This window comes from Bariatricus sp. HCP28S3_F11 (genome assembly GCF_052065395.1).
GTDB lineage: Bacteria > Bacillota > Clostridia > Lachnospirales > Lachnospiraceae > Allocoprococcus.
The window spans coordinates 38564-52288 of record NZ_JBQHUC010000020.1; the positions used below are offsets into that span (position 1 = coordinate 38564).

The 13725-nt window shown below is 43.8% G+C and carries 13 protein-coding genes; 10 read left to right on the forward strand and 3 right to left on the reverse strand.

The genetic code is table 11. The features are described from left to right. Window positions 1-66: 66 nt before the first annotated feature. From ACTNBR_RS10405 to ACTNBR_RS10450, 10 genes are all read left to right on the forward strand, one after another. Window positions 67-1383 (forward strand): Na+/H+ antiporter NhaC family protein, encoded by a 1317-nt coding sequence (locus ACTNBR_RS10405; RefSeq protein WP_441018212.1) that lies wholly within the window; start codon window positions 67-69, stop codon window positions 1381-1383. Window positions 1384-1485: 102 nt separating this feature from the next. Next, on the forward strand, window positions 1486-2346 hold the full coding sequence (locus ACTNBR_RS10410; protein WP_427806888.1) for a phosphoribosylaminoimidazolesuccinocarboxamide synthase: 861 nt from the start codon (window positions 1486-1488) through the stop codon (window positions 2344-2346). 90 nt (window positions 2347-2436) lie between these two features. Next, on the forward strand, window positions 2437-3366 hold the full coding sequence (locus ACTNBR_RS10415; protein WP_441018214.1) for an AraC family transcriptional regulator: 930 nt from the start codon (window positions 2437-2439) through the stop codon (window positions 3364-3366). Beyond that, window positions 3339-4229: an AraC family transcriptional regulator gene (locus ACTNBR_RS10420; RefSeq protein ID WP_441018216.1), complete on the forward strand. Its 891-nt coding sequence runs from the start codon at window positions 3339-3341 to the stop codon at window positions 4227-4229. Before ACTNBR_RS10415 ends, ACTNBR_RS10420 begins: the two co-directional genes overlap by 28 nt. Window positions 4230-4324: 95 nt before the next feature. Continuing rightward, on the forward strand, window positions 4325-6583 hold the full coding sequence (locus ACTNBR_RS10425; RefSeq protein WP_441018218.1) for a glycogen/starch/alpha-glucan phosphorylase: 2259 nt from the start codon (window positions 4325-4327) through the stop codon (window positions 6581-6583). Between the two features lie 152 nt (window positions 6584-6735). Further along, window positions 6736-7257 carry a hypothetical protein gene (locus tag ACTNBR_RS10430; protein WP_441018220.1) on the forward strand — a complete coding sequence of 174 codons (522 nt, stop codon included), beginning with the start codon at window positions 6736-6738 and terminating at the stop codon, window positions 7255-7257. Window positions 7258-7341: 84 nt separating this feature from the next. After that, on the forward strand, window positions 7342-8244 hold the full coding sequence (locus tag ACTNBR_RS10435; protein ID WP_441018222.1) for a hypothetical protein: 903 nt from the start codon (window positions 7342-7344) through the stop codon (window positions 8242-8244). Between the two features lie 225 nt (window positions 8245-8469). Then, a complete protein-coding gene (locus tag ACTNBR_RS10440; protein ID WP_427819946.1) occupies window positions 8470-8754 on the forward strand; it encodes an alpha-E domain-containing protein in 285 nt (94 codons plus the stop codon). A gap of 83 nt (window positions 8755-8837) precedes the next feature. Further along, window positions 8838-9134, forward strand: coding sequence for a hypothetical protein (locus ACTNBR_RS10445; RefSeq protein ID WP_427806896.1), 297 nt, complete (start codon window positions 8838-8840; stop codon window positions 9132-9134). Between the two features lie 65 nt (window positions 9135-9199). Next, window positions 9200-10552 carry a putative ABC transporter permease gene (locus ACTNBR_RS10450; RefSeq protein WP_441018224.1) on the forward strand — a complete coding sequence of 451 codons (1353 nt, stop codon included), beginning with the start codon at window positions 9200-9202 and terminating at the stop codon, window positions 10550-10552. Between the two features lie 45 nt (window positions 10553-10597). Here the strand turns inward: ACTNBR_RS10450 and ACTNBR_RS10455 are convergent, their stop codons facing one another. The 3 genes from ACTNBR_RS10455 to ACTNBR_RS10465 are packed head-to-tail and all read right to left on the reverse strand — an operon-like array spanning window position 10598 to window position 13592. Beyond that, on the reverse strand, window positions 10598-11434 hold the full coding sequence (locus tag ACTNBR_RS10455) for a carbohydrate ABC transporter permease (protein WP_427819944.1): 837 nt from the start codon (window positions 11432-11434) through the stop codon (window positions 10598-10600). Then, window positions 11434-12300 carry a carbohydrate ABC transporter permease gene (locus tag ACTNBR_RS10460; protein ID WP_441042705.1) on the reverse strand — a complete coding sequence of 289 codons (867 nt, stop codon included), beginning with the start codon at window positions 12298-12300 and terminating at the stop codon, window positions 11434-11436. The genes ACTNBR_RS10455 and ACTNBR_RS10460 overlap by 1 nt, the downstream gene beginning before the upstream one ends. Before the next feature lie 14 nt (window positions 12301-12314). Further along, window positions 12315-13592, reverse strand: a complete 1278-nt coding sequence (locus ACTNBR_RS10465; protein WP_427806903.1) for a sugar ABC transporter substrate-binding protein — start codon at window positions 13590-13592, stop codon at window positions 12315-12317. Window positions 13593-13725: the final 133 nt, after the last annotated feature.

The following is a 13725-nucleotide window of genomic DNA, read 5'->3' on the forward strand; positions in this document are numbered from 1 at the left end:
ACTTATGCATAGCGTTGCCTTACACCATTGGTGTATTGCGCAAAAACACAAAAAAGGAGATTTTATATGAAAAAAGGAAATTGGAAAGCACTTCTTCCGATCGGAGTCTTCCTGATCATGTATCTAGGCCTGGGAATTCTTTTTGAATACGGGCTGCATATCACAATGGGCTTCTATAATATTCCCATAGTAGTCTGTTTTCTGGCTGCTCTTCTGGTCGCCTGCCTTCAGAATCCAAAACTGAGTTTTGATGAAAAGCTGAAGGTCATGGCAAAAGGAGTCGGGGATAAGGATATCATCACTATGATTCTTATTTTCATGACCGCCGGAATTTTTGTCGGTGTTGTCGGCAGAAGCAGTGCTGAAAGCGTTGCCTATTTTCTGCTTTCACTGATTCCCGCGCGCTATGCAGTTATTGTACTTTTTATAGTCAGCTGTTTTGTATCTCTTGCCATGGGAACCTCCGTCGGAACGATCACTTTAATCACACCGATTGCTCTCGCCGTAGCTGAAGGTTCCGGTTTTGCCGCACCACTCTGTATCGGTTCTGTCATGAGCGGTGCCATGTTCGGTGACAACCTATCTTTCATTTCCGATACCACGATCGCCGCCTGCAATGGACAGGGCTGTGAAATGAAAGACAAATTCCGTGCCAATTTTGCCATTGCCCTTCCTGCGGCGTTAATCACTCTGTTCGTGTTCTTTATCCGCACCTCAGGGCATGCAGGATCTACGAATTTTCATACCGATTACAACCTGATCCAGGTTATTCCTTATCTGCTCGTCCTGATTGGTGGAATCATCGGTATCAATGTATTTGTTGTCCTTTTGATTGGCATTGCATCCGGCTCCGTCATCATGCTCGCGACAGGCACCACAAAGGCCACAGAACTTCTGAGCCACATGGGAGACGGTGTTTCCAGCATGTATGAGACTACCATGGTCGCTATCCTCGTTGCCACCCTCTGTGCTCTGATTCACGAATACGGAGGATTCACCGCCCTTCTCGGTCTGGTCAAACGCATATTCAAAAGCAGGAAAAGCGGAAAGCTTGGCATAGGGCTTCTTGTTGGTGCAATGGACATTGCCACCGCAAATAATACCGTGGCAATCGTCATGGCTAACCCGATTGCGCGCGAAATGGCTAAAGATTATCAGATCTCTCCCCAAAATGCCGCTTCTATACTGGATACATTTTCCTGCGTCTTCCAGGGGATTATCCCATACGGTGCACAGATGCTTGTGGCAATCTCGGCAGCTGCAGGACTAGGATATGAGATTTCAGCATTTGACATTATGCCGAATCTTTATTACCCCTATCTTCTGCTGATCAGTTCCCTGGTGTTTATCTTTCTTGTTCCGGAACGGGATACAAATAGATAACGGATTGCACAAAATTTCAAAATAGGATTGCATTTTGTTTCAAAATCTGTTTATCTATTAAGTAGAATACATATTAATTTCAACTTAGCGAGGTGTAGAAAAATGAAACCTATCAAAGAAGGAAAAGTCCGTGAGATTTATGATAACGGCGATAGCCTGATTATGGTTGCAACAGACCGTATCAGTTGTTTTGATGTGATTTTGAACAACACAGTGACCAAGAAAGGAACTGTTCTGACTCAGATGTCCAAATTCTGGTTTGATCTGACTCAGGATATTCTTCCAAACCATATGATTTCTGTAGATGTAAAGGATATGCCGGAATACTTCCAGCAGCCACAGTTTGACGGTAACAGCATGATGTGCCGTAAACTGAACATGCTCCCGATTGAATGTATCGTGCGTGGATATATCACCGGAAGTGGCTGGGCAAGCTATCAGGAAAACGGAACCGTATGCGGAATCAAACTTCCGGAAGGTTTAAAAGAATCCGATAAACTTCCGGAACCTATTTACACACCATCTACCAAAGCCGAGATCGGTGACCATGATGAAAATATTTCTTATGAACAAAGTATTACTCATCTGGAAAAATATTTCCCGGGAAAAGGGGAAGAATATGCCGCAAAGCTTCGTGACAACACTATTGCACTTTATAAGAAATGTGCAGATTATGCACTAAACCGCGGAATCATCATTGCAGACACCAAGTTTGAATTCGGTCTGGATGAAGAAGGAAATCTGGTGATCGGTGATGAGATGCTGACTCCGGATAGCTCTCGTTTCTGGCCTGCTGAAGGATATGAACCAGGCCATAGTCAGCCCTCCTTCGACAAACAGTTTGCCCGCGACTGGCTGAAAGCGAATCCGGATAATGACTGGACTCTTCCGGATGAGATTGTTCAGAAAACAATCGATAAATATTTGCAGAGCTACGAAATGCTTACAGGCAAAACACTTTAATATATAAGAAACATTACGAGAATCTTCCCACTGTAACATAATATGGAAGATTCTCGTATTTTTACACCAATAAAAGGAGGTTCTTGAATCATGTCAGATACGCACATTTCCTCTCTCTATGAATACAGACAACATGGAACGCTGGAATTCCCTTATGTTGTCTATCATTTTCAAATTCCGGTTTCCCTGTATTCCTGCCCTATGCACTGGCACGATGAGATGGAATTGATGTTTGTTCAGAGCGGATGCTGTACCGTTACACTGAACAAAGTGCCTTTTACTGTCCACACAGGGGATATCGTGCCAATCCTTCCCGGGATGCTGCACGCCATTGAACAACTCCATGAAGAAACCTGTGAGTACTTCAGTATTTTATTTGATCTAAAGATGTTGGGGCAAGATTCGCCTTCCGACTACTGTTACACTACATATATAAAGCCTTATCTGGACGAGCAGATTTCCCTTCCTTTCCGGATTCCTTCCAACCATCCACAACACGACCGGATTTCCGAGATACTGACTTCCCTTACACAGACTATCTCCGAGTCCTCCCATGGATACGAACTATTCGTGAAGTCTCAGCTTTACCGGATTTTCTGGCTGTTCGAATCACTGGAAGGGCGAACATTACATGCTCCTCCCGACCATTCACAGCTCACCCAGATTAAAAAGATAAAAGAACTACTTCTTTTTATCCACTCGAATTATGCGAGTCCCTTGTCTCTTAAGGGAGCCGCTGATTTCTGCGGCTACAGTGTCTCTTATTTTACAAAGTTCTTCAAGTCATTTACCGGAATGACCCTGGTTGAATACATGAACCATTATCGTCTGGAAAAAGCGTGCGAACTGCTTCTTACCACCGATTTAAGCGTGATTGAAATTTCTGAAAATACCGGTTTTGAAAATCACTCATATTTCATCCGGTTATTTCGCAGGCAATATCAGATGACACCTTTGAAATACCGCCGATCAAGTGACAGAAAGGAGCAATTATGTCAGGAACCATCTCTCAGCAGGTAGACAATACTTTAAAAGAGCTCGGCTCTCATGGATCCTTTGAACTACCAGTAGAAACCTACACCGACAACTGCGAGATCTTCCGTTCTCTCTACCTGCACTGGCATGAAGAAATGGAATTTATCTTCATCGAATCCGGAAGCGGACTGGTACGGTTAAACCGAGAGGCACTCCGTGTCAGAGAAGGTGATCTGCTGATTGTGAACCGTGGGGTCCTGCATTCCATGAAAACGGATCCACGCCACATCCTCTACTATAAAAGCATTGTTTTTGATCTGAGTTATCTTGCAGGAACCGCCGGGGACTTATGTCAAGAGCGTCTAATCGCTCCGCTGGCGGCAAATCAGGCGGAATTTGTTCATCGTATCACGCCGGATGTCTCCGGCTACGACCGCCTTATGGAGATTTTCGGTCAAATCCACTCTTGCCTTGACAAAAAGGAACCTTATTATTATGTACGTCTCAAGGCACTATTCTACGCATTTTTCTATGAAATGCTCGCAGGAAATTACATCATCACCTCAGACCACGCTGAGCAGAATAAGAGTCTTTCTTCTATAAAAAATGTGCTGGACTACATCAACTCACATTACAATGAACCGTTGAATGCCAAAGAACTGGCAGGGCTTTCCAACTACAGCGAATACTATTTCATGAAACTATTCCGCCAGTATACCGGAAAAACTCTGATTGAATATATCAATGACCTGCGTCTGGAAAAATCAAAGACGCTTCTTCTGCATTCCGATGACTCCGTCACAGAAATCGCGCTGGAATGCGGATTTAACAACACAAGCTACTACATCAAGAAATTCCAGCAGGCAAACGGAATCTCTCCCCACAAATTTCGCAAGAACATGTCATAACAGAACAATTTTGTTGTATTTTTCACCTTTCAGGGCGTGCTATAGTCTATACATACACAGTAAACAGACATTTACCCCTGAAAGGAGATACAACAATGAAATCATTAGAAAATTTAATTTTTGACATGTTTGGAAAAGACTGTTCACAGTGTTCAGATGAAGAAATTTACCATGCATTATTAGTTTATACAAAAAAAGCACTTTCTGAGAAAGGCTATCAGGATGGCAAAAAGAAAATTTACTATATTTCTGCAGAATTTCTGATTGGAAAGCTGCTTTCCAATAACCTGATCAATCTCGGTATTTATGATGAGGTTGCAAAATTCCTTGAAGAAAATGGCAAATCTATTTCAAAAATCGAAGAAGTGGAACCGGAGCCATCTCTCGGAAACGGTGGTCTTGGACGACTGGCGGCATGCTTCCTTGACTCCATCGCCACACTTGGACTTCCGGGTGAAGGAATCGGTCTCAATTATCACCTTGGACTTTTCAAGCAGGTATTCGAGAACCACCTGCAGAAAGAAACTCCAAATCCATGGCTGACAGACGAAAGCTGGTTAACACCGACCGGCATTTCCTATATGGTTCCTTACCGCGGCTTTATGCTCAAATCATCTTTATATGACATTGATGTAGCCGGATATCAAAACAAATCCATCCGTCTGCGCCTCTTTGATATCGACATCGCAGAGGAAAGTATTGTCGGCGATGGAATTACATTTGACAAAAATGATATTCTCCACAATCTGACCTTATTCCTCTATCCGGATGACAGCGACGATGCCGGAAGAAAACTGCGGATCTACCAGCAGTATTTTATGGTCAGCAACGCTGCACAGCTGATCCTCGATGAAGCAGTAAGTAAAGGATGTAACCTGCACGATCTTGCGGACTATGCTGTTGTCCAGATCAATGATACACATCCAAGTATGATCATTCCGGAATTCATCCGTCTCCTTACCGAAAGGGGAATTGAATTCGAGGAAGCCTGCGATATCGTGACACACGTATGTGCTTACACCAACCACACGATTCTGGCCGAAGCACTGGAGAAATGGCCAATCAGCTATCTGGAAGAAGTTGTTCCTCACCTGATGCCGATCATCCGCCGCCTGGATGAACGTGTCAAGATGCAGTATCCGCAGGAAGCCGTTGCCATCATCGACAAAAACAATCTGGTTCATATGGCACATATGGATATTCATTATGGATTCTCAATTAACGGTGTGGCTGCGCTTCATACGGAAATCCTGAAAAGCAGTGAATTAAAAGCTTTTTATGATATTTACCCGGAAAAATTCAATAATAAAACCAACGGAATCACTTTCCGTCGCTGGCTGCTTCACTGCAATCATGCACTGAGCGATTATATTTCCAGCCTGATCGGTACAGATTATAAGAAAGATGCCTCCGCTCTCGAGAACCTTCTGAAATACAAAGAAAACGAAGATGTTTTAAATACACTTCTTGAAATCAAAACAAATGCGAAGAAAGTATGCAAAGACTTTATTCTGGAAAATACCGGTGTCGAAATTAACGAAAACAGCATCTTCGACATTCAGATCAAACGTCTGCATGAGTACAAACGCCAGCAGCTGAATGCTCTGTACATCATTAATAAATATCTGGATATTAAGGCAGGCAACAAACCCGAACAGCCAATCACTTTCATTTTCGGCGCAAAGGCTGCTCCGGCTTATGTAATTGCAAAAGACATTATTCATCTTCTCCTCTGCCTGCAGGAGCTGATTGCAAACGATCCGGAAGTTGCTCCATACATAAAACTCGTTATGGTGGAAAACTACAATGTAACCGCTGCCGAAAAATTAATTCCGGCCTGCGATATTTCCGAACAGATCTCACTTGCATCAAAAGAAGCGAGCGGAACCGGAAATATGAAGTTCATGCTGAACGGTGCTGTCACACTCGGAACCATGGATGGTGCAAATGTAGAGATCAGCGATCTTGTAGGCCCTGAGAACATTTATATCTTCGGAGAATCAAGCGAGGCTGTGATTGAGCACTATGCAAAGAGTGACTACAATGCTTACGCAATCTACTCTTCTGACGAACGCATCAAGACATGTGTGGATTTCATCGTTGGAGACGAAATGAAAAAGATTGGAAATGAAGAAAACCTGACCAGACTTCACGATGAGCTGGTTCACAAAGACTGGTTCATGACCCTTCTTGATTTCAACGATTACACCGAAACCAAAGAACGCATGCTCGCCGATTACAGCGACAGAACTGCATGGGCCAAAATGATGTTGGTAAATATTGCGAAAGCCGGATTTTTCTCATCTGACAGAACAATTGAACAATATAACAAAGATATCTGGCATTTGAACTAAGAAATGCAAAGCAGCGCGGATCCTACTGAATGTGTTTTACACGGATCCGCGCTTGTTATTGTTCGTTTTAATAATCTGACAAATTCTCGTCAAATCACTGGCACAGGATCCCCGATTTTGATACAATACAATTATAATCGGGAGGTACTACTATGCTATTTTCGGATAAATTGAATTTTCTAATGAATCTCACACAGACTTCAAACAAAGAACTTGCGGCCGCCATTTCGGTGGATCGCTCTTTGATCAGCCTTCTTCGCACAGGAAAACGAGGAATGCCTCGAAACCGCGAGCACATTTCACGTATGGCTTATTTCTTTTCCAAACACTGTGTAGCTGACTTTCAGCGTCATGCGCTTTCTGAAATGCTGGAGCAGAGTATTCTGCGTTCTTCCATGCCCTCATCTGCGTTGGCTGAATATATCTTTAAATGGCTTTCCGATGATTACGATATTGTTGAAAATACACTGAGCAGGATATCTCACACTCCGGCTGTCCCTGAACCAAAACACAACATTTCAGCATCGAACCACATTTCGTCTTCTAATGATGAAACAGAATATTTTTATGGCAACAGCGGAAAAAGAGAAACCATTCATCGATTACTCGGCCTCATGCAAACGCTTGAGCAACCTTCTACGATTCTGTTTGCTTATGACAACAATCTGGAATAGCTGTTCGAGGACTATTCCTTCACCCTTGAACTTCAGTCCAGCTTAATGGAAATTATCACCAGAGGCTTCACGATATGCCAGATCATGCCATCTATCAATTATATGAATCGTTATGTCGAATCTCTGCGTTACTGGCTTCCGCTTTATGTAACAGGCCAGACGAAGGTATATTATTATCCCCGACTGCGCGATAATCTGTACCGTCATTCCATGATCGTTTTGCCCGGTCATTTTGCAATCTTCTCTACGTGTGTCGGGATGACAAGCAACCCAATCACACTACTTACCACCAATCCGTCTCTCGTTTACGCATACACCGGACAGTATAACGATTATCTGTCCCTCTGCCAGCCGGCACTGACTGTACACAACACTTTGGAAGAACTTATGGATTGTTTTGAGGATTTCTTTTCACAGCCGGGATCCATCGTCCAGAAAGTCTTTCCTATTTCAGCAACTACAATCCCGAGAGAGATTCTGGAACAGCTTCGAGATAAGACCGATCATGTATTATGGAAGACTGCTTATGAAAAGAATTTAAACGAACTATCCTCTTTTGAAGAGCATTTGAAGCATACCCCTTTTATCGACATATGCGAGCTGTCCGACCCGAAGGATATTCGTTCCGGGATGATTCCGATTGCAGCGCCTTACAAAACATACGACGGGCAGTCTATGTATACCCCGGAAACCTATGTGCTTCATTTAAAGAACATTCTTCGCTTGATGGATACCTATGAAAATTACTATTTCATTCCTTCTAAACCGGACACCAGACATGATTACAATCTCTTCGTCAAAAAAGAAGGAATGGCTCTTCTTGTCCGCAATACTGCTCCGACGCTGATCATAGAGCTGAAAAGACCGGAAATCGTAACCGCCTGCCGTGAACATCTTCTGCGTATGGCGGAACAATACTGCGACGGCATGCAGCGTACGAAAGCCCGCATGCAGATCAACGCCCTGATTCATGATCTTCAGGAATAAAGAAACGACCGGTTTTTGCCAAATTATAAGAAAAGAAAAAAACAGATTGACTCCCGGCATTCTCCGGTACTATAAGAGTTGTATTAAACAAAGGCGTTTTGCATAATTATGCAAAGCGCCTTTTCTATTAGGAATTACAAAGGAGGAGGAGAATTATGCAGGAAATGGATCTTTACAGGCACACCGATACGGTAAACGAACTGCTCGCCCGGTATGGTGTCAAGTTTGGTATTTATAAAAATAACGTATTCCATGAGCGAGAATTTCATCCAGCGTTACTGCTTTGACGCAGATGATATGAATTCCATTTATTCCAATCTGATGCGCGCGTACGACAATGGCATCACATTGCGCGAATCCATCGGAAGCGAAACACTTTCTTATATTCAGCTTGCAGTTTATGAGCTGAACAAGGCGCGCGTTTCACAGTCACCGCTTATCGAGCTTCAAAAAGTCATGGACAATATCCTCGCGTTCTGGGGTATTGCAGATGATCCGGCATTTTCGTAAAGACACGCTCTCATGGCGGTTTTGTCCGGAAGGGAGACGAAATCGGTCAGATCGTCGATCCACTGCAGGGCATCCTGAACTTTATGTCCAAGCAGCACATCATTCGCTACAACGGAAAGAACGGATATCTCTCACAGGTCATCGAAAGCGAGGACTTTATACCGGTGCGGGCGGCGGATGCAGGTTTCTTTGAGTCTTTCGTAAAAGCCGGTGATGAAATCAAAAAAGGGCAAGTTCTTGCACGGATCCATGATCCATATCTTGGCACGGTGCGCAGCACACTTTGCGCTCCGGTGCATGGGACAGTCGCTTTTGTCCACGATGAGGCAATGACTTATGAACATACCGCTGTTCTTAAACTGATTCGGGAGGAACGTTAATCACCGCTTCTTGCACTTCCTTCTCTCTTCTGCTATAGTGATAGGAAGAAATGGAGGCACAAAAGATGAGTTATTCAATGTATGAACTGCTATGGTTTTTTATTCTGTATTCCCTGGCAGGATGGACGCTTGGCACAGCCGCGGCTGCTGTAAGAGAGAAGAAGTTTGTCGATATCGGTTTTCTGTTCGGTCCCTACTGTCCGTCCTACGGTATCAGCGCCCTACTATTTGCGGTCTTTCTGTCGGAGCTGAAAAATAATCTGTTCTTCCTGTTTCTGGGAGGAACCGTCCTTTCTTTCTTCGTAACGATTGGAACCGGTTTTGTCTTAGAACGTATTTTCCATAGAAAATGGTGGGACTATTCCAGAAAGCGTTTCCAGTTCGGAGGCTACGTCACACTTCCTTACACAGTTCTCTGGGGACTGATCGCTGTATTCTGCGTTTCATTTGCCAATCCGCTTCTTACAGATCTGATGCATCTGATCCCAAGAAGCATCGGCGAACTGATCTTGATCATAGCCGGAATCATTCTCGGCATTGACCTGATCGGAACCATCAGCGGCATTCTGACCGTGCGCTCCCGTGTAAATAAAGCGTCTATTGTATACAGGATTTCTGAAGACCTCCAGAATGCAGCGGACACACTGGGAGAAGATCTGACCGGCTGGACACTGAAGCATCTGAAAAAAGCCTATCCGAATCTGGACGAAAAAGCTCTGCTGCAGGCGAAACTTGAGAAAGAACGTGAACTGGAAGCAGCCAAAGAGAAAGCCGGCGTATTTGCCGTTGGATGCTCGTTCTATAAACTGGTATGCCTGTTCTTTCTCGGGGCTTTCCTGGGGGATATCACCGAAACCATCTTCTGTCTGATCACTGCCGGGAAACTAATGAGCCGAAGCAGTGTGGTTTATGGCCCGTTCAGCATTGTCTGGGGACTCGGATGCGTGCTGCTTACAGCCATTTTATATCAGTACCGGACCCGCAGCGACAGCTATATTTTCGTATTCGGCACTATACTCGGCGGGGCCTACGAATACATCTGCAGTGTCTTCACTGAGATTGTTTTCGGCACGGTATTCTGGGACTACAGCCATATCCCGTTCAATCTGGGTGGCCGAATCAACCTGCTGTACTGCTTTTTCTGGGGTATCGCCGCCGTTGTGTGGCTGAAAATCCTCTACCCGCTGTTCTCAGGCTGGATTGAAAAGATTCCGAAGAAAATCGGCGTAACTTTGACTTGGGTGATGATTGTCTTTATGATTTTTGATATGATCATGTCCGGGCTTGCGATGGCGCGCTATTCCATCCGGCAGACCGAAGGTGTGAAAGCATCGACAGGGCTCGAATATTTTCTGGATGAACATTTCCCAGATGAGCGAATGGAACGGATTTATCCAAATGCAATTATTGTTGAATAGAATTAAGGCTGCCAAACGGCAGCCTTTTGCATGTATCATATTCGCTTATCCCTTCACAGACCCTCCCATCATTCCGGAAATCAGATATTTCCTGAACAGCATAGCTGTGAGCGCCGGTGGAATCAATGCGGTCATTCCGGCCGCGGCAATCAATCCATATTGAATAGAGTCTTTCGTCATAAATTCCGACACAACAATCGCCATCGGCTTTGTCTCCATGGATGAAGCCAGAATAAGCGGTATCTGAAACTGACTCCATGTATTCAAAAACATAATCAATGTCACGGAAAGAATAATCGGGCGGGAAAGAGGTAAGATGATCCGGAAAAATGCCGCTCCTCTTCCACATCCATCTATCATAGCTGCCTCTTCCAGCTCTTTTGGAATCGTCGCAAAATAGTTGGATATCAGCCATGAAGCCATCGGCAGATAGGAACTGACATACACCATGCTGAGCCAGAAAATATGATCCAGCATTTTTCCTGCTGCAAACATACGATAAAGGGGAATGATCGTTGCCATTACCGGAATCACCATCGTGATCAGGAAAAGATTCTTGATCACCTTTCTCCCCTTGAACTCCATCCTGCTTAAAGCATAGGCACTCATCATTGCAATCGGGATTCCAATAACGAGTGTAATACCTACTGCCCTCATCGAATTATACATTCCTTTAAAAAACGCATTCCCTCTTCGACTTCCTGAAAACAATTCTACATAATTAGCAAATGTAATACTCTCCGGCAGCATTTTAGAAGTCGGAGCAAAAATCGCATAATCCGGTGTAACAGATATCATGAATGTCCAGACGAATGGGCCGACTGTAAATATCAGAAACAGAATCGTTGCCAGAAAGTACCCTGCTCTTTTTACATATTTCACTAGTATTCCACCTCCTTATTCAGGCTGCGCAAGTAGAATACTCCAAGAATCAACGCAAAAAACATGACGATATAGGTCATGGCACTTCCTTTTCCAAAATTCAGGAACGTAAATGTCGTAAGATAGCTCTCCATCAATATATTTTTCCCCAGATCGCTATATCCTGAAAGTGCAACAATTTCATCAAATACATTGATCGCTGTTACGGATGTCGATGTGATACCCACCGCAATAAACGGTCTCATGAGAGGCATAGTAATATATCTGAAAGTCATTCCCAGTGTTCCGCCGTCCATCTTAGCCGCCTCATAAAAGTCCACCGGAATCGACTGTCTTCCCGCCAGACAAACCAAGGCCATAAAAGGAATGCTCCTCCAGACCACCACAATGGAAATCACCAGCAGAAGCGTCCATCTCGATCCAAGAAATTCGATTGGTTTACTAGTGGTCCCAAGGCCTATCAAAAGTTTATTCAAGAATCCATATCCGGAGAAAAATACAAACTTCCACAATACTCCATTTACATACGGCGGCAACGCCCATGGCAATATAGACAATGATAGCAAAATGCCTGACCATTTCACATCTACATTCAAAAATGATGCCACAAGATATCCGATCAAAGTAGTAAAGACCACAACAAAGACCAGAATAAATATCGTATTCTGCATACTGTACCAGAATGAGTCCGACTGAATTATATCAAGATAATTCTTGATTCCCACAAAATGGATATCTCCCGGGGCCGTCAGTTTCCATTTCTTTAAACTATATGAAAATGTCGCAATAATCGGATAAAATACTAATACACCCATGATGAGAATCATGGGTGTTAGTAAAAGATAAGGTAATATCTTTTTTTTCATTATTTATTTCCTAACTATTCGTTAATTAACTTTTCCAGCGCTGTTTCCATTTCATTGAAAGCTTCTTCTGCTGTAAGTTCGCCGAGTGCCATTTTGTTGATTGCATTATACATTGCACTGCTCATTTCTGCATAGTAAGAAGGTACACCGTTCGGGAACGGAGAAGCGATCAACTGTGCCTGTTCCAGCATTGCTCCCGCATTCTGAATCGTTCCGTCATTGATCAGTTCTTCCAAAACCGAATTACGTGTTGGAATTGCACTATTTGTTTCATTTAACTGCTTCTGCATATCAGCAGAGGTATACCATTCCACAAATTTCTTTGCAGCTTCTTTGTGTTCTGAAGTTTTTGTTACACCAATAGCCTCCGGCAATGCCATTGTCTGCGTTGCTTTTGCATCTTTTCCCGGGACAAGAATCGGCGCGATCTCACCGACAACGCTGCACTCTTCTTCATTATTTGTTCTGGATACAAAAGAAGTCGGTCCGGTCAGAAAGCTTGCGCTTCCGGAGCAAATACGTTTGTAAGCATCCATTCCTGAAGATGTCTTGTCTTCCGGTGCAACCAGCTCTTCCTTTACAAGCGTTTCCATATACTTAAGAGCTTCCATTACGGATTCTTCGTTGAAGGTTCCGTCTTCGTTCCATACAACGCCGTTCATGGTATAGGCAAGCCACATCAGGCATGTTGATGTCTTTTCTTCCGCATTTAAAGCGATTGCAAACGGATACTCTGCCGTTCCGGTAGATTTCAAAGTTCTGCAGGCTTCCAATACGTCATCCCATGTCTGCGGCTCCTCAGTGATACCGGCCTCTTCAAACTGTTTCGTGTTGTAGTATGAAAGACGATAGTCATTTGCATATGGTATCGCCAGGACTTGTCCGTCTTTTGTAAATGTCTCAAGAGTAGGCATGTCTGCTTTGTCCGCATCTGATACTTCCAATGGTTCCAGCCAGTCTGCCGCATAGAACTCTCCTACCCAGGACCAATCAACCTCTACTACATCCGCTGCGCATTGTCCTGCTGATGATGCAGTCGCCAGTTTTTCGCGGATATCATCCCATCCCACTTCAGAAATCTCAACTTCAATTCCGGTTTCCTCTGTGAAAGCCGCAAGCTGATCGTCCGTCGGGATTGCCCAATCCGGTGCCATAAAGGTAATCGTTTCTTTGGCTGTTCCTTCCTCTTCTTTTTGTTCACTGTCACCACTTCCGCTCTTTCCGCCACATCCGGTAAGCATGACACCAATCATCGAAGTGATCAACAGTATGCTCATTAGTCTTTTTTTCATAATTTCATCCTCCCATAGACTATGGTACTGTAAAGTTTTACAGTCCTATTTTTCTTTAAAACCTTATATTTTCAAGGATTTCATCACTTTTTACGAATAAAAAAGCAATGACCCCCCTTTTTCATGTATAATG